Below are 22,646 nucleotides of genomic sequence, written 5' to 3'. Positions count from 1 at the left end.
GGTGTCCTCTCTCGCAATAAGCCGGGTGGGCGTTGGGTTACAGATCCTTGCACAGGCGCAGTGCGTCGTAGATCGCCGCATGGACATTGCGCTGCGACACACAGTCCCCCAGCCGCCAGAGGATCATGCCCTCGCCCGTCTCTGCCAGTACCGGCTGCGCCTGAGCGGCAAACAGCGCCTCGTTATCGATCTGCCCCTGATTGCGCGATTCCGCCTTCAGCTGGTAGTACAGCTCTTCGTTTGGCCGGGTGCCGTTTTCGACCACCACCTGGTCCACCACCCGCTCCTCTTTCTGGCCGGTGTACTCGTTTTCCAGCACCGCCACCAGCTTGTCGCCTTCGCGGTATACCGCCTCCAGCGCTAGATCCGAGGTCATGATCACCGCCTTTTCATACAGGCTGCGATAATAGGTCGGGAAGGTGGTGCCGCCGATGCCGACGCCGGGCTTGATATCATCGGTCACCAGTTCCACCAGCGCCCCTTTGGCGGTCAGGTAGTCGGCGGTCGACATGCCGGTGAATTCACAGATGGTGTCGTAAATCAGCACGTTTTTACCCGGCTCGACGGCGCCGGTCAGGATGTCCCAGCTGGACACCACCCGCCCGTCGTCCGCGCCCCACTCCGGGTTTTGCTCCAGGAACGGACGACCGCCGGTCGCCAGAATGCAGACATCCGGCCGCAGATCGCGCACCGTGGCGGCATCCGCTTCGGTATTCAACTGAATCGCCACTCCCAGCCGCTGCAGCTCCATCGCCAGCCAGCGGGTAATACCCGCCATCTGATCGCGCTGCGGCGCTCTGGCGGCGATCGATATCTGCCCGCCCAGCTCCGCGCCGCGTTCCAGCAGCGTGACCTGATGACCGCGCTCGGCCGCCACCCGCGCCGCCTCCATCCCGCCGGGACCGCCGCCGACCACCACCACCTTGCGCTGCGGGCCGTCGCTCTTGGTAATACTATGCGGCAGCCCCATATACTCGCGCGAGGTCGCCGCGTTCTGGATGCACAGCACGTCCAGCCCCATATACTGGCGGTCGATGCAGTAATTGGCGCCCACGCACTGGCGAATCTGGTCAACCTGATTCAGTTTGATCTTGGCGATCAGGTGCGGATCGGCGATATGGGCCCGGGTCATGCCGACAAAATCAACATAGCCCTGCTCCAGAATGCGCTGCGCCTGGTTCGGATCCTTGATGTTCTGAGCGTGGATCACCGGCACCGACACCACGTCTTTGATCCCGGCCGCCAGGTGCAGGAACGGCTCCGGCGGGTAGCTCATATTCGGAATAACGTTGGCCAGCGTGTTATGGGTATCGCAGCCCGAGCCGACCACGCCAAAGTAGTCCACCATGCCGGTTCCGTCGTAGTAGGCAGCGATCTGCTTCATATCCTCATGGCTCAGGCCGTCAGGGTGGAACTCATCACCGGTGATGCGCATGCCCACCACAAAATCCGGGCCTACCGCTTCGCGCACCGCCTTCAGCACTTCCATACCGAAACGCATGCGGTTTTCAAAGCTGCCGCCCCACTCGTCGGTACGCTTGTTGACCCGCGGCGACCAGAACTGATCGATCATGTGCTGATGCACGGCGGAAAGCTCCACGCCGTCGAGGCCGCCCTCTTTGGCGCGCACCGCCGCCCGGGCGAAATCGCCGATCACCCGCCGGATCTCTTCCACCTCGATGGTTTTGCAGGTCGCGCGGTGCACCGGCTCGCGAATGCCCGACGGCGACATCAGGTTGGGCCAGTTTTCACCGTCCCAGCGTGAGCGACGCCCCATATGGGAAATCTGGATCATGATCCTGCCGCCGTGTTTGTGCACCGCATCGGCCAGGTTCTGGAAATGAGGGATGATGCGGTCGGTCGACAGGTTCACCGAACTCCACCAGCTCTGCGGGCTGTCGATCGACACCACGCTGGAGCCGCCGCAGATACAGAGGCCGCAGCCTCCTTTCGCTTTCTCTTCGTAATATTTGACATAGCGATCGGTGGTCATGCCGCCGTCGGTGGCATACACCTCGGCGTGGGCGGTACTGACGATGCGGTTACGGATGGTCAGCTTATTGATATTCAACGGCTGGAACAGGAGATCAAACTGGGACATGGCAACACCCTGATTCAATGCTTAAACCCAGGCCGCCCGCAGGCGGCCATCGCGTATTACAGCGGCGTTACCTCAAACACGCCGTAGTCACTTCCCTCTTCGGCAGCGCTCCGGGTCTGGACCGCCCGGGTTCTGACCGCATAGCCCAGGCTCTGGGCTACCTGATCCATGGCGCCGGCGAACCAGCCGGTAAACATGTAATCGACTTTGCGGTTGACCTTGCCGTACTGATAAACAAACGCGGAGTGTTCCAGACGGATACGGGCCGTGCCCTGCTCCAGATTGAGCGCCTCGATGATAAACAGCCCCCAGCCGCGCTGGGAGAGCCGTTTCATATAGTGCTCAAACACCGCAGCGCCGCTGATGCCGTGGGCTTCCGCCTCCTTTTCACACCAGTAGTAGGCGGATTTGTAACCCGCCTTATACAGGATCGCCGCATAGCGTTCTGCGCCAATCTCTTCTTCAATCGCCATATGGTTGTTGACGAAAAAGTGACGCGGTACGTACAGCATCGGCAGCGCATCGCTGGTCCAGACGCCGGTTTCATCGTCCACCGCAATCGGCAGTTCAGGTGCATGTGAGCTCATGGTTTCTCCCGGACAATCTTCATCTTGGCGGTTATTCGCCCCATACCTCAGCCAGAACGCGGACCCAGTTCTCGCCCATAATCTTGCGCACTTGATGTTCGCTGAATCCGTGACGCAGCAGGGCCTCGGTCAGATTGGGGAATTCACCGAGGGTGCGGATCCCTTCAGGGTTGATGATCTTGCCGAAGCTGGTCAGATGGCGGGCGTAACCTTTGTCATGGGTAAGCCACTCGAAAAAGGCCTGATCCTGGCCCTGGGTGAAGTCGGTGCCGATACCGATCTGATCTTCTCCCACCAGGTTGAAGATGTATTCGATGGCCTCGACATAGTCGTCGATGGTGGAGTGAATGCCGTTTTTCAGGAACGGCGTAAACATGGTGACGCCGACAAAGCCCCCGTGATCGGCAATAAACTTCAGCTCCGCATCGGACTTATTGCGCGGATGATCCTTCAGGCCGGAAGGCAGACAGTGCGAATAGCAGACCGGCTTTTCCGACGCCAGAATCACCTCTTCAGAGGTTTTGGCGCCGACGTGGGAGAGATCGCACATGACGCCGGCGCGGTTCATTTCCGCCACCACTTCCCGACCATAGCCGGACAGCCCGCCGTCGCGCTCATAGCAGCCGGTGCCCACCAGGTTCTGGGTGTTGTAGGCCATCTGCACCACCCCAACGCCAAGATCCTTGAATATCTGCACGTAGCCGAGCTGATCCTCAAAGGCATTAGCATTCTGGAACCCCATCAGCACGCCGGTCTTGCCCGCCGCTTTGGCGCGGCGAATATCGTCGGTGGTGCGCACCTTTATCACCAGATCCGAATTCTGCTCGAGCAGCGCGTTCATCGCGACGATATTGTCCACGGTGCTCTGAAACCCTTCCCAGACCGACACCGTACAGTTCGCCGCGGTCAGGCCGCCGCGCCGCATATCCTCAAACAGCTCGCGATCCCACTTCGCAATCACCAGACCATCGATAATAATGGCGTCGTTGTGCAACTGTTCTGCGTCCATCTTTTCACCCCCTGTCTGTAACGGCCAGAGCGGCCCTGATGTTCGACAGCATAGGGTTAACCCCACAAAGAAAGTGTTCTGAAAACGTCACCTGACTGACCCAGAGCGCAGCCGGCGCCGAGCTATCTGGATTTTGAGGGTGTCAATGAACCGGAGATCGCCCGCGAAGGCGACGCCATCATCCTGCGGCCGGTAAAGCCGAGCTGGGGTTCGTTCCTGTAGGAAGAGAAAGCAGATGCGGACGTTATGACGGAACGTGGAGGACGCGTCGAGCCATAGGCCACGCCCACATGCTGGAAGACTGGGCTACATAGCCGCCGCCCGCCCGTTGCGGGCAGGCGGCAGCAGAATAAGCATGATGTTCAGCACTTCAGGGCGGCGAGCTCCAACCCAGCGTCACCGAACCGTAGGTCGGCTCAAAGCGAGCCTCGCTCAGGGCGCGCACCGCCACCGCCGACGCCACGCGCTCCTTCTTGCCGTTCAGGCCGGGCAGCGCAGTGGTCACCAACTGCGGCAGGGTTTCGCTCAGCACCTGGCTGCGTATACCGCGTCGCTCCTCGCGCGGCGGAATGCCAATATGCTCGCGGTAGCATTTGCTAAAGTGCGGCGTCGAGACAAAACCGCAGGCCAGCGCGATTTCGATAATCGACATCGAAGTCTGCTTCAGCAGTTGCCGCGCCCGGAACAGGCGGAGTTTCATATAGTAACGGGAGGGCGAGCATTGCAGATACTTCTGAAACAGACGTTCAAGCTGGCGCCGGGACAGCCCCACATAGGTGGCCAGCTCGTCCAGATCGATCGGCTCTTCGATATTGGCCTCCATCAGCGACACCGCCTCCACCAGGTTCGGCTGCGCGGTCCCCAGAACGTGGCGCAGCGGGATGCGCTGGTAGTCCGACTCGTTGCGCACCCGATCGCAGATAAACATCTCCGAGATCGCCGCCGTCAGCTGATAGCCAAAATCGCGCTTGATCATGCTGAGCATCATATCCATCGGCACCGTGCCGCCGCTGCAGGTCATGCGGTCGCGCTCGATAACGAACAATTGATTGGTACATCGCACTTTGGGATAGGCTTCCTGCATCGAGGCGATACACTCCCAATGCGCGCTGCAGTGGTAACCGTCCAGCAGCCCGGCTTCCGCCAGCAGATAAGGGCCGGTACAGACGCCGCCAATCAGAATTTGCTTGCGCGCCATCGCCTGCAGCCAGCTCACCTGTCGTCGGCTGTAGCTGCGGGTAATATTGACGCCGCCGACCACGATCAGCACATCCAGCGCGCTGGAATCGGCCATGGAGCAATCCGGCGTAATGTGAATGCCGTCGCTGGCCATCACCACGCCGCCATCCTCGCTGATGGTATGCCAGTCATACAGCTCGCGGCCGCTTAACTGGTTCGCCATGCGCAGCGGCTCAACCGCCGTCGCCAGCGCCATCATGGTGAAATTGTTCACCAGTAAAAAACCAACGGTATGCGTCTTATTGTTATTGATAGAATCCCGGGATGATGCATTTGTTTCAGACATATGCTCTTGCCTCTGTGGTCTCTCGTCAGGAGAGGGAACAAACGGGTCTGATACTTCTTCACTTCCACAGAAAACAATAAGGCAACAAATGTGCCACTTCCTTTTTACATTTAAAATGTATGCGCAATATCTCGATAATCATTCATCGATAGTGATTTAGCGCCGCTGTTGCGATTAAAAAAACAGAGGTGGCACGGTTTATGCTGATCGGATAAGGCCGGGGTAATCCCCTGCCACCCCATGCTTTTTTGGTGCATCTGCCCAATAAACGGGCAGACATCAGGCAACCTTCAGCACTCTATCGCGTTCACCGCCAGACCGCCGCGCGACGTCTCCTTATACTTGTCCTGCATATCCCGTCCGGTATCGCGCATGGTGCGGATCACTTTATCGAGCGAAACAAAGTGCTGTCCGTCTCCCCGCAGCGCCATCTGCGCGGCGTTGATCGCTTTCATCGCGGCGATGGCATTGCGCTCAATGCAGGGCACCTGCACCAACCCGGCCACCGGATCGCAGGTCAGCCCCAGGTTATGCTCCAGCGCAATCTCCGCCGCATTTTCCACCTGCTCCGGCGTACCGCCCAGCACCTCGGTCAGCCCGGCGGCGGCCATGGCGCAGGCTGAGCCGACCTCGCCCTGGCAGCCCACCTCTGCGCCGGAAATCGAGGCATTTTTCTTACACAGCGCCCCTACCGCCGCCGCTGCCAGCAGAAAGTCCACCACGTCCTGCTCCCGCGTCTGCTCGCTGAAGCGCATGTAATACATCAACACCGCCGGCACGATACCGGCCGCACCGTTGGTGGGCGCTGTCACCATACGCCCCCCTGCGGCGTTCTCCTCATTGACCGCCAGCGCATAGAGATTGACCCAGTCCATCGCCGACAGCGTGGTGCCAATCACATTCGCCCCTGTCGCCCGCTGCAGGGAACGATACAGCCCGGGAGCACGGCGCTTGACGTTCAGCCCGCCCGGCAGGACGCCCTCATTCTCCAGCCCCTGGGCAATACAATCCTGCATCGCCTGCCAGAGGGCGGCGATACCGGCGCGGATTTCGGCTTCATCGCGCCATACCTTTTCATTTTCCAGCATCAGCTCACTGATTCTTAACCCCTGCCGCCGGCAGTGCGCCAGCAGTTCCGCGCAGGTGTTAAAGTCGTAAGGCAGTTCCACCTGCGGCACCAGATGCGCGCTCGCGGTGGCCTCGCTCTCATCCAGCACAAAACCGCCCCCTACCGAATAGTAGGTGTTCTCATACGCCACGCCCTGCGAGTTGAAGGCGGTCAAACGCATGGCGTTGGGATGATATGCCAGCACTTCATCAACGAAATGCAGATCGCGGTTCCAGTCAAACTCCACGCCAGCCCCGCCGGCCAGGGTCAGAAAGCCGGTTTCGCACACCGCTCGGATCGCGGGGTCGATAGTGCGGGGATCGACCGTTTCCGGCGACTCGCCCATCAGCCCCATCAGCGTCGCCTTATCGGTACCGTGCCCCACGCCGGTGGCGCTCAGGGAGCCAAACAACGCCACCCTGACGCGCGTCACCGCATCCCGCACGCCCTGCTCGCTTAACTGCCGGACAAAGCGCTGCGCGGCACGCATCGGCCCTACGGTATGTGAACTGGAGGGGCCGACCCCAATCTTGAACAGATCAAAGACGCTGATACTCATTACCTTCTCCCGAGAGCCTGAAATGTCAGCGTCCATTATCGCTGCGGACGCAGGTCAGGAAATGCCGATTCACGACGTTTTCAAGCGTCACACCGACCGAAAATCACCGCCGCTCCTCGTCTGAGCCGCATGTCGCAAATCGACCCCGTCAAGACGTTGACAGGCATTTCACACCGCCATCCCGTCGCTATCATCCGTCTTGGACGGGCTGACTAACCAGAGGCCGTGTCCAGCCCCACGCAGAGTTCAGGCAATCACCAACCATTCCCTAGGAGGAATCACTATGCCGGATTCAAAAGATCCGATGGTACCCGATGGTGAGGTTAACCCGTACGATACCGACTATCAGGTGGGCCAGGACAATATCGTGGTCAGCGTCGGCCCTTTCGGGCTGGATATTCATAACCGCGTCTTCGTCATCTCCGGAGTGGCGATCGTTATCTTTGTCGTCTTGACGCTGGCGTTTCACAGCCAGATGGAACCCATCTTCAGCAGCGTGCTTAAATGGCTGACCACCAACCTGAGCTGGTTCTTTCTGAGCGTCGGCAATATCTTCGTGATTCTCTGTCTGGTGCTGGTGTTTTCCCCGCTCGGCAAGGTGCGGCTGGGCGGCACCCTGGCCAGACCGGACTACAACTATCTGGCCTGGTTCTCCATGCTGTTCGCCGCCGGTATGGGGATTGGCCTGATGTTCTACGGCGTTTCGGAACCGCTGTCGCACTTCTCCAGCGCGCTTGGCGGCGTCAGTATCGAAAACGGCGTACGCAGCGACACCGCGCCGCTGGCCGCCGCCGCGGGCGACCCGGATGCCGCCCGCCAACTGGCGATGGCCACCACCATCTTCCACTGGGCGCTGCACCCCTGGGCCATCTATGCGATGCTGGCGCTGGGGCTGGCGCTGTTCTCCTTTAACAAAGGGCTGCCTCTGACCATGCGCTCGGTGTTCTATCCGCTGCTGGGGGATGCGGTCTGGGGCTGGCCCGGGCATATCATCGATATTCTGGCGGTGCTGGCCACGCTGTTTGGCCTGGCGACCTCGCTGGGACTGGGCGCTTCCCAGGCCGCTTCCGGGCTGAACTACCTGTTCGGCATCCCGATGGGCGAAACCACGCAGATCCTGTTGGTGATCGGCATTACCGCCATTACCCTGCTGTCGGTGGTGGCGGGGCTGGAGAAAGGCGTACGCCGCCTGTCGGAAATCAATATGATGCTGGCGGCGCTGCTGCTGCTGTTCGTTATCATCGTCGGCCCGACCCTGGCGCTGCTGACCGGCTTCTTCTCTAATCTGGCCTCCTACCTGCAGTACCTGCCGGCGCTCTCCAACCCCTTCGGCCGTGAAGACGGCAACTTCGTCGCCAGCTGGACCGCCTTCTACTGGGCCTGGTGGATCTCCTGGTCGCCGTTTGTCGGCATGTTTATCGCCCGCGTTTCCCGTGGCCGGACCGTGCGCGAATTTATTATCTCGGTGCTGATTGTCCCGTCGCTGGCCTGTGTGATGTGGATGACCATCCTCGGCAATACCGCCATCCATCAGTTTTTTGACCTGGGACACAAGGCCGTTGCCGAAGCGGAACTGCCGCTGCAGCTGTTTACCATGCTCGACACGCTGCCGCTGGCGCAGATTACTTCACTGATCGGCATTCTGCTGGTGGTGGTGTTTTTCGTCACCTCGTCGGACTCCGGCTCGCTGGTGATCGATATCATCTCGGCGGGCGGAAAAGTCAACGCGCCCACGCCGCAGCGAGTGTTCTGGTGCAGCTTCCAGGGCGTCGTCGCGATAGCGCTGCTGCTGGGCGGCGGACTGGTGGCGCTGCAGACCATGGTGCTGACCACCGGGCTGCCGTTCGCCATCGTGCTGCTGATTGCGGCGGTCTCGGTGCTGAAAGGTCTGGCAACGGAACCTCGGCTGCGTACTAACGCCAGCGCGGAACGCAGCTGAGCCGTTCCAGTATTCCGGCTGCCACGGAGGTCACCATGCAGGCCGAACATCAGGACATGATCGACTTTCTGCGGCGCTATCCGCCCTTCGACGCGCTGCCCGTTGAAGCGCTGGCTCTGGCGGCCACCAATATCGAAGTCAGCTACTTCAAGGCGGGCAGCCACATATTGTCCTTCGGCCAGCAGGTGGACGCCTGGTATGTGCTCCGCAGCGGCGCCGTCGAGGTCTACCGACGCAACGGCGATCTCTACAATCGCCTCAGCGCGGGAGGATATTTCGGCCAGTTCGGCCTGCTGCGCGAAAGCAGCGTGCGCTTTCCGGTGACCGCACTGGAAGACACGCTGGCCTGGCTGATACCCGCGCCGGTATTCCACCAGCTGTTTGCGCAGTATGAGGCATTCGCCGACATCGTGGAGGTGGAAGACCGCACCCGGCTGCGCCACACCGTGGCTCGCACCGAGGACGCCAACGAACTGCTCACCTCAAGCATCGATACGCTGATTGGCCGTCAGCCGGTCACCATCGAAACCTCCGGCACCGTGCGCGAGGCCGCCATCACAATGAGCACGGAAGGGGTCTCTTCGTTACTGGTGATGCACCCCGGCGTGCCGGAGGGCGCAATGGGCAACGCCGCCCGTATGGCCGGCATGCTCACCGACCGCGACCTGCGCACCCGGGTCGTCGCCAAAGGGTTGAGCGTTGATACGCCGGTCAGCGAGATCATGACGCCAGAGCTGATTTACGGCGAACATCATCAGATGGTGTTCGAAGCCATGCTGACCATGATGCGTCACAATGTGCATCATCTGCCGGTGCTCAGACAGGGTCAGCCCATCGGCGTGATATCGCAGTCGGATATCCTGCGCTATGAATCTCAGAACAGCCTGTTCGTAGTCAGCCGCATCTTCCACGCCAACAGCGTCGCCGAACTGAGCGCCCTGAGCGGCGAAGTGCGCGCCTGCTTCAGGCGCATCGTGCGTGAAGACGCCAACTCGAAGATGATCGGCAGCGCCATGGCGGTCATCGGCCGCAGTTTTACCCAGCGCCTGCTGGAGCTGGCGGAACAGCAGCTGGGGCCGCCGCCGGTGCCCTACTGTTTTCTGGCGCTGGGATCGATGGCGCGTCAGGAGCAGCTGATCGTCACCGACCAGGACAATGCGCTGGTGCTCGACAACAGTTTCGATCCGCTACGCCACGACGGCTGGTTCCTTGAGCTGGCGACCTTCGTCAGCGACGGCCTGGCGGCCTGCGGCTACCGCTACTGCAGCGGCGGAATTATGGCCACCACCGCCAAATGGCGCCAGCCGCTCGCCGTGTGGGAGCGCTACTTCGCCGACTGGATCGGCAAACCCACGCCGCAAACTCTGCTCGACAGCGCTATCTTTTTCGACCTCGACGGCGTCTGGGGCAACACCGAGTGGGCGGAACATCTGAATCAGAGCATTACGCAGCAGACGCGCCATAACGCCCGCTTTCTGGCCTGCATGGCGCGCAACGCGCTGCTGCGCACGCCGCCGCTCGGCTTTTTTAAGGGGTTTGTGATGGAGCCTTCCGGCCAGCACAGCCGCTCCATCAATATGAAACGGCGCGGCACCGCCCCGCTGGCGGATCTGATCCGCGTGCATGCGCTGGCGATCGGCTCCCGCGCCCGTAACTCCTTTGAACGCCTGCAGGAGATTATCGAGGCGGATATTCTGCCGCACGGGCGCGGCCAGGATCTGCGTGACGCGCTGGAGTTTATCTCGATGGTGCGCATCCGCCATCAGGCGCTGGATCTGGATGCCGAACGCCAGCCGGATAACAATATCGAGCCGGAAAACCTGTCGGATTTCGAACGCAAAAACCTCAAGGATGCCTTCCAGATCCTGAGCAATGCCCAGAAATTCCTGAAATACCGCTATCAGGCCGGACGAATACGCTGAGGTCGCCATGTTCTATATCGGCAAGCACCCGTTCAACACGACGTCGCGGCAACCCATCGCCGAATGCGCCCCCCCGGTATGGCCGGAGCGGATGGCTGAGCTGGCGCACCAGGCGCGTCATCCGGCGCTGCGGGCATTTTACCAGGCTGGCGCCATAGCACCCGACACGGCGATCGCCCAGGCGCCGCTGCTGGCGATGGATTTTGAAACCACCGGCACCGACGCCCGCCGCGACGATATCGTCAGCATCGGGCTGGTGCCCATGACGCTGCAGCGCATTCACCTGCGGCACGGCCGCCATTGGCTGCTGAAACCACGGGCGGTGCTGCGCGACGAGTCGGTGGTGATCCACGGTATTACCCATTCCGAAGTGGAAAAGGCGCCGGACCTGAACGCGCTGTTTATCACGCTGCTCGAACTGATGGCCGGTAAAGTGCTGGTGGTACACCACCGCGGCATCGAGCGGCAGTTTCTCGATGCCGCCCTGCAGCGGCGCATCGGGGAAGGGATTACCTTTCCCTGTATCGATACCCTGGCGCTGGAAGCGCGCCAGCACCGTCATCGCCCCGTCAGCCTGGCGGCGCGGCTGTTCAGTCGCCGGCCGCGGGTTTCGCTGCGCCTGCCCGAAAGCCGCACCCGCTATAATCTGCCCCGCTACCCGGCGCACAATGCCCTCACCGACGCCCTGGCCTGCGCCGAATTGCTTCAGGCTCAGGTCGCCCACCATTTTTCTGCGGATACGCCGGTCGAGGCACTGTGGTGCTGAGCCGATACCAGGACGGCGGCACAATGCGGTCACCGTCCCCGCCGTTACCTTGCTAAGCTGTGGCAGTCAGCCTGCTACCCCCACGAGGAATCTCTGATGACCGATGCGTCGCCCTTGCTAACGGTAGGTTTCGTTCTGCTGCAGCGCTTTACGCTGCTGCCGTTTGCCGCTTTCGTCGATTGTCTGCGGCTGGCCGCCGATGAGGGAGATCGCAGCCGCCAGCTGCGCTGCCACTGGACCTTTATGACCGGCGACGGCCAACCGGCGCTCTCCAGCTGCGGCGCCGCCGTTGCGCCCTGCCAGCCTTTTGCGGATCCGACGCGCTTTGACTATTTGGTGGTAATCGGCGGCGTGCAGGATGCGCAAGACCACACCGACCGCGTAGCGCTGGACTACATTCGCCGCGCCGCCGCAGCCAGCGTGCCGCTGGTGGGCGTCTGTACCGGCGTGTTTGCGCTGATTCAGGCCGGCGTGATGCCCGGGCGGCGCTGCTGCGTCAGCTGGTATCACCATGGCGATCTGACCCGGCGCTTTCCGCAGGTGACGCCGGTGGCCGACCGGCTGTTCGTCGACGACGGCGATCTGATCACCTGCGCCGGCGGCAGCGCGGCGGCGGATCTGGCCGCTTATCTGGTGGAACGCCATCTGGGCCGCGCCTGGGCGATGAAAAGCCTGCATATTATGCTGATTGACGAAGGGCGGCGCGGCGAGCATCCCCAGCCGCAGCCCGTGGTGTTTGAACGGGTGGCGGATCGGGCGCTGCGCCGGGCAATCGATATTATTTCCCAGCACCTGGGCGAATCGCTGTCGATTGACGATCTGGCACGACGGGTAGGCACTTCACGGCGCAATATCGAGCGCAAGTTTCGCGATGAACTCGGCGTCACCCCGCAGCGCTTTATGCGTAACCTGCGACTGCGCTACGGCCTGTGGTTGCTGCACTATACCCCGCGCACCGTCACCGATATCGGCGAGCAGTGCGGCTTTTCCGATACCGCTCACTTTTCGCGTCAGTTCCGTGAAACCTTCGGCTACTCTCCGTCGCGGGCGCGCAAAACCGGCCATGAACAGGCGGTCGATCCCTTCTTTCTGCATATCGGCCAGCCCGAAAGCGCTCAGCGTCGCCACGAGCCAGCGGCCGTTTTGCGATTGAACGCAAAAATACAAAACGACGCTACCAACAAATAAGCATAAATAACAGTGAGTTAAATACATATGTCGCGATTGTGACATAAAGTTGTCGCATCTGTTCAATCTTCAGGGGTACGCCCCGATCTATCTTGGCTGACGGTAGGCGGATGGTGCCGCCGCAGCGCTAACCCTGAGGATAAGCAGATGAATGCCGATGATTTGAACAAGACCGACCCGCAGCTCTTCGCCGCCGTCGTTGGCGAAATGGTGCGTCAGGAAAACCATATCGAACTGATCGCTTCCGAAAACTACGCCAGCTCTCAGGTGATGGCGGTTCAGGGAAGCCAGTTAACCAACAAATATGCTGAAGGTTATCCGGGCAAGCGCTACTACGGCGGCTGTGAACACGTCGACGTGGTGGAGCGGCTGGCTATCGAGCGCGCCTGTCTGCTGTTCGGCGCCGACTACGCCAACGTGCAGCCGCACTCCGGCGCTCAGGCGAACGCTGCGGCGTTTATGGCGCTGGTGAAGCCGGGGGACACCATCCTGGGGATGAGCCTGGCCCACGGCGGCCACCTGACCCACGGCGCGGCGCCTAACGTTTCCGGCAAACACTACAATGCGGTGCAGTATGGCCTCGACCCGGAAAGCGGCGAGATCAATTACGATGAGGTGCGGAGACTGGCGCTTGAACACCAGCCGAAGCTGATTATCGCCGGTTTCTCCGCCTACGCCCGGGTGGTGAACTGGCGCCGTTTCCGCGAGATCGCCGATGAAGTCGGCGCCTGGCTGCTGGTGGACATGGCCCACGTCGCCGGGCTGGTGGCGGCCCGCTGCTACCCCAACCCGCTGCCCCACGCCCACGTGGTCACTACCACCACCCATAAAACGCTGCGCGGCCCGCGCGGCGGCATGATCCTCTCCGCCTGCGGCGATGAGGAGCTGTACAAAAAACTGAATGCCGCAGTCTTCCCCGGGCAGCAGGGCGGCCCGCTGATGCACGTGATCGCCGCCAAGGCGGTGGCGCTGCGCGAAGCGATGAGCGAAGAGTTTGTCCGCTATCAGGCGCGGGTTATCGACAATGCCCGGGCGATGGCGGGGGTGTTCATCCGGCGCGGGTACGATCTGGTCTCCGGCGGCACCGACAACCATCTGTTCCTGGTCTCACTGATTCGCCAGGGCATTACCGGCAAAGAGGCGGATGCCGCGCTGGGGCGCGCCCATATCACCGTCAATAAAAACGCCGTGCCCAACGATCCCCACAGCCCCTTCGTCACATCGGGACTGCGTATCGGCACCCCGGCGATCACCACCCGCGGCTTTGATCTGCGCGAGTGCGAAATGCTGGCGCATTGGATCTGCGACATTCTGGATACCCTGGCTCGCGGTAAAGAAGGCACTCACGAAGAGAGCAGCAATATCGAGGCCTGGGTACGCTCCAACGTGGCGGAGCTGTGCGCCCGCTACCCGGTTTACGGCGACCCTCAGGGCATGACGCTGCCCCGCCCCGCTTTCGCCTAACAGACAGGAAGAGACGCTATGCAACATTATTCAGGTTTGAGTCTGCTGCGCCATGGCCTCAACCACCATGAAGACTGGCCGCGGATGTGGCGCAGCCCCGTGCCGAAGAAATCTTATGACGTAATTATCATCGGCGGCGGCGGCCACGGGTTGGGCACCGCTTACTACCTGGCGAAAGAGTTCGGCATCACCAATGTGGCGGTGGTGGAAAAAGGCTGGCTGGGGGGCGGCAATACCGCCCGTAACACCACCATCGTGCGCTCCAACTATCTGTGGGACGAGGCCGCAGCGCTGTTTGAACACTCAATGAAACTGTGGGAAGGCCTGTCGCAGGATCTCAACTACAACGTGATGTTCTCCCAACGCGGCGTGCTCAATCTGGGGCATACCCTCCAGGATATGCGCGACATCCGCCGCCGGGTAAACGCCAACCGCCTGAACGGCATCGACGGCGAGGTGCTGGACGCCCGCCAGGTGCAGGATTTGGTGCCGATGCTCGACTGTTCGAAAAACGCCCGCTATCCGGTGCTGGGCGCCTCCTGGCAGCCTCGCGGCGGCGTGGCGCGCCATGATGCGGTCGCCTGGGGCTTTGCGCGCGCGGCGGACGCCCTGGGGGTGGATATCCTGCAGCAGACCGAGGTCACCGGCTTTATGATGCGTGACGGCCAGGTCTACGGCGTGCACACCACCCGCGGCGATATCGAAGCCCGCACCGTCGGCTGCGTGGCGGCGGGCAACTCCGGGGTGCTGGCCGGCATGGCCGGGCTGAAGCTGCCGCTGGAATCCCACCCGCTGCAGGCGCTGGTGTCCGAACCGCTGAAACCGGTGCTGGATACCGTGGTGATGTCAAACCACGTGCACGGCTACATCAGCCAGTCGGATAAAGGCGATCTGGTGATCGGCGCCGGTATCGACGGCTACAACGGCTACGGCCAGCGCGGCAGTTACTCCACCATCGAGCATACGCTGCAGGCGATCGTCGAGATGTTCCCGGCGTTCTCGCGGGTGCGCATGAACCGGCAATGGGGCGGCATCGTCGATACCACGCCGGACGCCAGCCCGATTCTGTCGGCCACCAAAGTCAAAGGGCTGTGGTTTAACTGCGGCTGGGGAACCGGCGGCTTTAAAGCCACGCCGGGTTCGGCCCACGTCTTCGCCGCCAGCCTGGCGGCAGGCAAGCCGCACCCGCTGGCGGCCCCGTTCTCGATCGATCGATTCAATACCGGCGCATTGGTGGACGAACACGGCGCCGCCGGCGTTGCCCACTGAGAGGAGGAAGCAAGATGCTGCATATCTGGTGCCCCTGGTGTGGCGAACACCGGGAAGAAGAAGAGTTCCACCCCAAAGGCCAGGCGCATATCGTGCGCCCGGCGGATCCCGACGCCTGTAGCGACGAAGAGTGGGGAGAGTATCTGTTTTTCCGCGATAACCCACGCGGCATTCACCGGGAACTTTGGGTGCATGCCGCCGGCTGCCGCAAATTCTTTAACATGGTGCGCAATACGGTGAGCTACGAAATTCTGGAAACCTACCGGATTGGCGAACAGCCGAAAACCGGCGCCGGGGCCGATGTGGTGCCCCTGCCGCGCCGCGACGACAGCAAAACTGAAACCGTGACCCCTGATGAGCGGATCCAGGCCGGAGGTGGCGTATGAAACAGGTGAATCGTCTGGCCGACGGCGGCCGTATTGACCGCAGCCGACCGCTGAGTTTTCGTTTTAACGGCCAGACCCTGCAGGGGTTTGCCGGCGATACCCTGGCCTCGGCGCTGCTGGCCAACGGCGTGGATATCGTCAACCGCAGCTTTAAGTACGGGCGCCCGCGCGGCATTGTCGCCGCCGGCGCCGAAGAACCCAATGCCGTGGTGCAATTGGGCAGCAGCGAAGCCAGCCAGGTGCCGAACGTGCGCGCCACCCAGCAGGCGCTGTATGACGGACTGACGGCGGGCAGTACCAACGGCTGGCCCAGCACCGAACGCGACCTGATGGGCGCCGTGGGTAAAATGCTCGGGCGTTTTATGCCGCCCGGCTTTTACTATAAGACCTTTATGAAGCCGGCCTCGATGTGGATGACCTGGGAGAAGTATATCCGCAAGGGCGCCGGACTGGGACGCAGCCCCGTGGCGCGCGATCCGGATCGCTACGATCATCTTAACCAGCACTGCGATGTGCTGATCATCGGCGCCGGCCCGGCCGGTCTGGCTGCGGCGCTGGCCGCCGGCCGCAGCGGCGTACGGGTAATGCTGGCGGATGAGCAGGAAGAGATGGGCGGTTCGCTGCTCGACAGCCGTGAGCCGTTAAACGGCCGCGACGCCGCACACTGGGTGGCGGAAACCCTGAACGCGCTGGCGGCGCTGGATAATGTACAGCTGCTGCCGCGCACCACCGCCACCGGCCGTCATGACCACAACTTCGTCACCCTGCTGGAGCGACGCACCGACCATCTGGACGAAACCGCGCCGGACCATCAGGCGCGTCTGCGCCTGCACCGGGTACGGGCCAAACGCATTGTGCTGGCCAGCGGCGCCCACGAGCGGCCGCTGGTCTACGCGGGCAACGATATTCCGGGCAACTTCATCGCCGGCGCCCTCTCCACCTATATTCACCGCTACGGCGTGGCGCCGGGCCAGCGTCTGGTGCTGTCGACCAGCAACGACCACGCCTACTGCGCCGCGCTGGACTGGCTGGACAGCGGCCGGGAAGTGGCGGCGATTGTCGATGCCAGAGATAACCCGCAGGGCGAACTGGTGGCCCAGGCGCGCGCCAGAGGCATTCGTATCATCAGCGGCAGCGCCGTGATTGAGGCCCAGGGCGGCTCCAGAGTTAACCGCGTGCGGGTCGCCCGCATCGACCACGCCGGCTTCCGGGTGGTGGATCGGGTGGACACCCTGGAGTGCGATACCGTGGCAAGTTCTGGCGGCTACAGCCCGGTGATTCACCTGGCCGTGCACACCGGCGCGCGGCCGGTCTGGCGCGATGAGGTGCCGGGATTTGTCGCGCCGCAGGTGGACGGTATGATCGCCGCCGGCGCAGTGACCGGCGCGTTCGCTACCGGAAAAGTCCTGCAAGACGGCGCGGCGGCGGGTGCTCAGGCTGCCGCAGAAACCGGCGGCGAGCCAGTGGAAATTGCGCTGCCTGAAGTGGCAAACCGCAACGACGGCGCAGCGCTGGCGCTCTATCAGGTGCCGCACGATCGACCCACCTCGCGGGCGCCGAAGCAGTTTGTCGACCTGCAAAATGACGTCACCGCCGCCGCCATTGAGCTGGCGATACGCGAAGGCTTTGAGTCCATCGAACATATCAAGCGCTACACCGTGATGGGTTTCGGCACCGATCAGGGCAAACTGGGCAATATCAACGGCATGGCCATCGCCGCCCGCTGTCTGGGGCGCACCATCCCGGAAGTCGGCACCACCGTGTTCCGTCCCAACTATACGCCCGTCGCCTTTGGCGCCGTAGCGGGACGCCACTGTGCCGAACTGTTCGAGCCGGAGCGCCATACCGCGCTGCATCAGTGGCATCTTGATCGGGGGGCGGAATTTGAAGAGGTCGGCCAGTGGAAGCGCCCGTGGTATTTCCCGCAGCGCGTCAACGGACGCAGCGAAACGCTGGAAGAAGCCGTAGCCAGGGAGTGCCGCGCCGTACGCAGCGGCGTGGGGATCCTCGATGCCTCTACCCTCGGCAAGATCGATATTCAGGGGCCGGACGCCCGTACTTTCCTGGAGCGTATCTACACCAACAAGTGGGCGAAGCTGGGCTTTGGCCGGGTGCGCTACGGCCTGATGTGCAAGGACGACGGCATGGTGATGGATGACGGCACCACCAGTTGCCTGGGGGCTAACCACTTCCTGATGACCACCAGCACCGGCGGCGCGGCGGCAGTGCTGGAGTGGCTGGAGCTGTGGCACCAGACCGAATGGCCGGAGCTGCAGGTGTTTTTCACCTCGGTGACCGACCACTGGGCCACTCTCTCCCTGTCCGGGCCGGAATCCCGCCGCCTGCTGGAAGAAGTGTGCGATATCGATCTGTCGCGCGAAGCCTTTAAGTTTATGGACTGGCGCGCCGGCACGGTGGCCGGCGTTCCGGCGCGGGTGTTCCGCATCTCGTTTACCGGCGAACTCGCCTATGAAGTTAACGTGCAGGCCAACTACGCGCGCCACGTCTGGGAAGCGCTGTTCGAGCACGGAGAAAAGTATGGCCTGACGCCTTACGGCACCGAAACGATGCACGTTCTGCGCGCCGAGAAAGGCTTTATTATCGCCGGCCAGGACACCGACGGCTCCATGACGCCGGAAGATCTCGGCATGCAGTGGTGCGTAGGCTATGACAAAAGCTTTTCCTGGGTGGGCAAGCGGGCGCTGACGCGCGTCGATACCCGGCGCACCGACCGTAAGCAGTTGGTCGGCCTGCGGCCTAAAGATCCGAAAGTGGTGCTGGAAGAAGGCGCACAGATTGTACTGGATCCCAACCATCCGATCCCGATGCCGATGGTGGGCCACGTCACCTCCAGCTACTACAGCCCAACCCTGGACAGCGGTTTCGCGCTGGCGGTGGTGAAAGACGGCCACCAGAAAATGGGCCATACCGTCTGGCTGCCGATGGTCGACGGCCAGGTCCATGAGGCCGAAATTGTCAGCCCGATCTTCGTCGATCCCAAAGGAGAGCGCCAAAATGTCTGATGCCGTAAAGATAAGCACCTTTAACAGCCACCCCGAGGCGCAGGTGACGCGCGAGTCGCCGCTGGCGTTGTCTTACCGCAACACGGGCCGCCCGGAGGCCGATGAGCGCAGCGGCGTGACGCTGCGGGAACGGCCGTTCTGCGGGCATCTGATTCTGCGCGGCGGCGCCATCGTCCTCGATCAGGCGCTGCGCGACGTGCTGGGGATCGGGCTTCCGGGCCAGCCGCTGGGGCTGGTCAGTGAAAACGGCGGCGAGATCAGCACCCAGTGGCTGTCGCCGGACGAATGGCTGCTGATCGTGCCGGAAGGCAGCGAGTTTGAGGTGGAAAACCGGCTGCGGGCGGCGCTGGGCGATGCCCACTACGCCATCACCAACGTCAGCGGCGGCCAGACGCTGTTGGAACTGCGGGGGGAAAAAGTTCGCGAGCTGCTGACGAAGTCGGTGGTCTACGACGTGCACCCGGACAATTTCCCTGCGGGCAAGGCGGTGACCACCGTCTTCGCCAAAACCACCGCGGTACTGCGCCGGCCCGACGATGTTCGCTGGGAACTGGTGGTCAGACGCAGCTTCGCGGATTACCTCTGGCGCTGGCTGCTGGACGCCGGAGAAGAGTACGGCATCGGCGCGATCCCCTGACGGAGAACAGAAATGAGTCGTAATAATGACTGCTGGATTATGACCGCCCAGTGTCCGGGGCGGCTCGGCACGGTAGATGCCGTGACCGGTTTCCTACGGGAAAACGGCTGCTACATTACCGAGCAGAACTCGTTTGACGATCGCGAATCCGGGCGCTTCTTTATCCGCACCGAGTTTCGGCCGCCGTCCGGTTTTGACAGCCAGGCCTTCGAGGCGCGCTTCGAAAAGCGGGCGGCGGGGTTCGAGATGACCTTCGGGCTGACCGCTCCCGGGCATCGGGTGCCGGTGGTGATTATGGTCTCGCGTACCGATCACTGCCTGAACGACCTGCTGTACCGCTACCGTACCGGCCAGCTGCCGGTGGAGGTGTGCGCCGTGATCTCCAACCACCGCGATCTGGAACCGCTGGTGACATGGCACGGCCTGCCCTACCACTACCTGCCGGTCACCGCCGACACCCGACCGCAGCAGGAAGCGCAGGTGTGGAAAATCATTGAGGAGACCGGCGCCGAGCTGGTGATTCTGGCGCGCTATATGCAGGTGCTGTCGGACACGATGTGCCGCCGGCTGGCGGGCAAGGCGATCAATATCCACCATTCGCTGCTGCCGGGCTTTAAGGGCGCCAAACCCTACCATCAGGCCTGGGCCAAAGGGGTCAAACTGGTGGGCGCCACGGCGCATTACATCAATGAGGAACTGGACGAAGGGCCGATCATCGCCCAGAGCGTAGAGCCGGTAACCCATACCGACTACCCGGAAGATCTGATTGAAAAAGGACGCGATATCGAACGCGTGACCCTGGCGCGCGCCGTCAGCTGGCACGTGGAACGGCGGGTATTTCTCTATGAGAACCGCACGGTGGTGTTCCCGCGCTGAACATGAAACAAGAGGCCCCACAGGGCCTCTTCTCTTTTCTGCCCACGGCACAACGAAAAAACCCCAGGCTGATTAAAGCCTGGGGTTTCGAATTTGGCGGAAGGACAGAGATTCGAACTCTGGGAGCTGTTACACTCGACGGTTTTCAAGACCGCTGCCTTAAACCACTCAGCCATCCTTCCAATGGGCGCAGATATTAACGGTACCGTTATGAAATGTCTAGCGTTGCCATACAAAAAAATAGGCATTTCGGCGCGTTTGCTCAAACTTCAGACCAAGAGTGGTTAAAAAGTGCAAACCACGCCGAAAACAGCGCAATATCTCATCAGCCTGACCTATTTTTTCTACCGCACGGCGGTGGATTTTCCGCTGGCCCCAACAACAAAAAGGCCGGACAGTCGTCCGGCCTTTGGCATCTGGCGCCGATTACTTCGGCTGCGAGTCATAGTCTGAACAGCTTTGATAGCCTTTGTTCATTACATGACCGGTATCGTTGTAGCTGACAAAATAGGTTTGCGCCTTGCCATCACGCGGCGCGACGGCATAAGTATCACAGGTGCCCTGCGCATGAACCAGCGTCGCAGAGGTTGACGGCGGCCCGGCAATCGCACGCACCTGCTCCTTGGTCATCCCGACTTTCACATCACTGACCACCGGCTCTTTCACATAGCTCGCCGCCCGGTCATAAGCGGTACAGCCGGCAAGAATGGAAAGTGCTGCTGTAGTACAAACGGCTAAAACCAACTTCTTCGTCATAGCTTGTCCTCTTAGAGTGCGTTTATTGTATTCTAAGTCTAGATGGCGAAAGGCTTTTCCACAAATTCCGCTTTAACTCTTGGTGCTATTTCAATCCGGCGATTCATCAGCAGCGTTAATCGGCTTGCCGCCAGCGCAGCCAACCGTAACGCAGCGCATCAGCCAGCAAGAACAACACGATGCTGGCCCCAAGAACCGGCAGGCTGTAACCCAGCAGCAGCGTCGCCAGTAAAATCAACGCCAGCGGCCCTTTTGGCGTGCGACGCAGCAGCATCAGCGGCGAACGCGGCGCGCGTTCCGCCGCCCGCGTCGGCCGGTTGCGCCACCACATCAGATACCCCATGATCACCATCGCCACTAGCCCGGCGGCAAAGACCACCAGCACCAGCTCATTCACCAGACCGAACAGAATGCCCATGTGCAGATCGATGCCCCAGCGCGTCAACTTGGCCGCCAGCGGGAAACTGGCGAAATGCACGCTGTCGACAACCATCATGGTATGCGGGTCTACCGCCACCGCATCGACCTGCGTCGGCCAGCTGCGGTCGATTTCGCTGACCGACCAGGCCTGGCCCGCCCCCTGCGGCTGACGAATCTCTACTTTATTGGCGTCAATGCCCGCGATGCGCGCCCGCTGCAATACCCGGTCATACATAGCGGCATCCGCCACAGGCGCCATCTCGCCTGACGCCATGGCGTGACCGCGGTGCTCCGCATGTTCATCCATCGCCTCATGGGATGCGCCGTGCAAGGCGGTAGACAGCGACGGCGTCGCCCAGCCAAACTGATGACGTAATACACTGATATTATCGCCGGCCCAGTTCGACCAGGTCAGGCCGGTAATCGAGAAAAACAGCAGCCCCAGCGACAACAGCACGCCCAGTTGGCGGTGCAGAGCGCGCACGCCGCGCTGACGCCGCGCCGCGCGTTTGCGCGCTCCCCACAGGATCAGGCCACCCAGCGCCGCCACCCACAGCCAGGATGCCGCCAGCTCGCTGTAGTTACGGCCAAGTTCCCCCAGCAACAGGCTGCGGTGCAGCTGGTCCAGCCAGGTGCGCAGCGGCAGCACGCCGCTGGTGCCGTACACCGCCAGCGCGCCGTGGGTCTGCAGCGTGACGGGATCGACAAACACCGCCAGACGTTCGCCAGACGTCAAGCCGCCGACGTTAAACAGCACCCGCGTGTTCTCGCCGGCTGCCGGCGATGGACGTACGGCGGAGAGCTGCGCCTCCGTCGGCGCCACCGCCTGTGCGGCCGCAATCTGCCGCTGTAGCGTCTGCGGCTGTCCGCTGCTGTGGTGATACAACTGTTCGGCGTACCAATAAGATTCCAGCTGCGGCGTCAGGGCATAAAAAATTCCGCTTAATGCGGCAATAAGTAAAAAGGGACCGACAAATACGCCAATATAGAAATGCAGACGCATCATCAACGGAATAAACCAGCTGCGAGTCGTTACCCGCTGCCGCATATTTCGGGCAGCCGAAGGTAACGCGTTTACGCGTTCAGTCATTATTATTTTCCACAGGTGAAT

Annotated in this window: 17 protein-coding genes, 1 tRNA gene and 1 pseudogene; 11 read left to right on the top strand and 8 right to left on the bottom strand. The window is 61.8% G+C overall.

Annotated elements, in window-relative coordinates:
- Nucleotides 1–37: 37 nt before the first annotated feature.
- From dgcA to HF675_RS07955, 3 genes are read right to left on the bottom strand one after another with little or no spacing between them, the layout of a single operon-like run.
- A complete protein-coding gene (gene dgcA / locus HF675_RS07965; RefSeq protein WP_105231882.1) occupies nt 38–2,101 on the bottom strand; it encodes a dimethylglycine demethylation protein DgcA in 2,064 nt (687 codons plus the stop codon).
- Nucleotides 2,102–2,157: 56 nt separating this feature from the next.
- Nucleotides 2,158–2,688, bottom strand: coding sequence for a 4-vinyl reductase (locus tag HF675_RS07960; protein WP_187044386.1), 531 nt, complete (start codon nt 2,686–2,688; stop codon nt 2,158–2,160).
- A 31-nt stretch (nt 2,689–2,719) separates the two neighbouring features.
- Entirely contained in the window at nt 2,720–3,697 is a 978-nt protein-coding gene (locus HF675_RS07955; RefSeq protein WP_187044385.1) for a dipeptidase, read from the bottom strand.
- Between the two features lie 117 nt (nt 3,698–3,814).
- Between HF675_RS07955 and HF675_RS07950 the strand changes: the two are divergent.
- Nucleotides 3,815–3,916: pseudogene (locus HF675_RS07950) on the top strand (hypothetical protein); the annotation flags it as partial.
- A gap of 151 nt (nt 3,917–4,067) precedes the next feature.
- On the opposite strand, the gene HF675_RS07945 reads toward HF675_RS07950, so the two are convergent.
- Both HF675_RS07945 and HF675_RS07940 read right to left on the bottom strand, forming a co-directional pair.
- On the bottom strand, nt 4,068–5,222 hold the full coding sequence (locus HF675_RS07945; RefSeq protein WP_105231885.1) for a GlxA family transcriptional regulator: 1,155 nt from the start codon (nt 5,220–5,222) through the stop codon (nt 4,068–4,070).
- Nucleotides 5,223–5,512: 290 nt separating this feature from the next.
- On the bottom strand, nt 5,513–6,889 hold the full coding sequence (locus tag HF675_RS07940; protein WP_105231886.1) for an L-serine ammonia-lyase: 1,377 nt from the start codon (nt 6,887–6,889) through the stop codon (nt 5,513–5,515).
- Between the two features lie 283 nt (nt 6,890–7,172).
- On the opposite strand from HF675_RS07940, the gene HF675_RS07935 reads away from it, so the two are divergent.
- From HF675_RS07935 to purU, 10 genes are all read left to right on the top strand, one after another.
- A complete protein-coding gene (locus HF675_RS07935) occupies nt 7,173–8,828 on the top strand; it encodes a BCCT family transporter (protein WP_105231887.1) in 1,656 nt (551 codons plus the stop codon).
- A gap of 35 nt (nt 8,829–8,863) precedes the next feature.
- The gene (locus tag HF675_RS07930) at nt 8,864–10,750 is read left to right on the top strand and encodes a DUF294 nucleotidyltransferase-like domain-containing protein (RefSeq protein ID WP_187044384.1); all 1,887 of its coding nucleotides are present in this window, start codon (nt 8,864–8,866) and stop codon (nt 10,748–10,750) included.
- 7 nt (nt 10,751–10,757) lie between these two features.
- Complete coding sequence (locus HF675_RS07925) at nt 10,758–11,516, top strand: 3'-5' exonuclease (RefSeq protein ID WP_105231889.1); 759 nt, start codon at nt 10,758–10,760, stop codon at nt 11,514–11,516.
- A 96-nt stretch (nt 11,517–11,612) separates the two neighbouring features.
- Nucleotides 11,613–12,704 (top strand): GlxA family transcriptional regulator, encoded by a 1,092-nt coding sequence (locus tag HF675_RS07920; RefSeq protein WP_187044383.1) that lies wholly within the window; start codon nt 11,613–11,615, stop codon nt 12,702–12,704.
- A gap of 147 nt (nt 12,705–12,851) precedes the next feature.
- On the top strand, nt 12,852–14,168 hold the full coding sequence (gene glyA, locus HF675_RS07915) for a serine hydroxymethyltransferase (protein WP_105231891.1): 1,317 nt from the start codon (nt 12,852–12,854) through the stop codon (nt 14,166–14,168).
- A gap of 18 nt (nt 14,169–14,186) precedes the next feature.
- Nucleotides 14,187–15,437, top strand: coding sequence for a sarcosine oxidase subunit beta family protein (locus tag HF675_RS07910; protein WP_105231892.1), 1,251 nt, complete (start codon nt 14,187–14,189; stop codon nt 15,435–15,437).
- A gap of 14 nt (nt 15,438–15,451) precedes the next feature.
- Nucleotides 15,452–15,823 (top strand): sarcosine oxidase subunit delta, encoded by a 372-nt coding sequence (locus tag HF675_RS07905; protein ID WP_105231893.1) that lies wholly within the window; start codon nt 15,452–15,454, stop codon nt 15,821–15,823.
- Nucleotides 15,820–18,846 carry a sarcosine oxidase subunit alpha family protein gene (locus HF675_RS07900; protein WP_187044382.1) on the top strand — a complete coding sequence of 1,009 codons (3,027 nt, stop codon included), beginning with the start codon at nt 15,820–15,822 and terminating at the stop codon, nt 18,844–18,846. The genes HF675_RS07905 and HF675_RS07900 overlap by 4 nt, the downstream gene beginning before the upstream one ends.
- Entirely contained in the window at nt 18,839–19,483 is a 645-nt protein-coding gene (locus HF675_RS07895; RefSeq protein WP_187044381.1) for a sarcosine oxidase subunit gamma, read from the top strand. Before HF675_RS07900 ends, HF675_RS07895 begins: the two co-directional genes overlap by 8 nt.
- 12 nt (nt 19,484–19,495) lie before the next feature.
- Entirely contained in the window at nt 19,496–20,359 is an 864-nt protein-coding gene (purU, locus tag HF675_RS07890; protein ID WP_187044380.1) for a formyltetrahydrofolate deformylase, read from the top strand.
- 94 nt (nt 20,360–20,453) lie between these two features.
- Here the strand turns inward: purU and HF675_RS07885 are convergent.
- The 3 genes from HF675_RS07885 to HF675_RS07875 all read right to left on the bottom strand — a co-directional run bounded on the left by HF675_RS07885 (nt 20,454) and on the right by HF675_RS07875 (nt 22,625).
- A tRNA-Ser gene (locus HF675_RS07885) sits at nt 20,454–20,541 on the bottom strand.
- A gap of 244 nt (nt 20,542–20,785) precedes the next feature.
- Nucleotides 20,786–21,115, bottom strand: a complete 330-nt coding sequence (gene osmE, locus HF675_RS07880) for an osmotically-inducible lipoprotein OsmE (RefSeq protein ID WP_105231897.1) — start codon at nt 21,113–21,115, stop codon at nt 20,786–20,788.
- A 115-nt stretch (nt 21,116–21,230) separates the two neighbouring features.
- Nucleotides 21,231–22,625, bottom strand: a complete 1,395-nt coding sequence (locus HF675_RS07875; RefSeq protein ID WP_187044379.1) for a PepSY domain-containing protein — start codon at nt 22,623–22,625, stop codon at nt 21,231–21,233.
- Between the last annotated feature and the right edge of the window lie 21 nt (nt 22,626–22,646).

The organism is Serratia sp. JUb9 (assembly GCF_014298095.1).
GTDB lineage: Bacteria > Pseudomonadota > Gammaproteobacteria > Enterobacterales > Enterobacteriaceae > Serratia_B > Serratia_B rhizosphaerae.
Note: the sequence above shows the minus strand (reverse complement) of the source record. Positions and strands in the feature narration are given on the sequence as shown.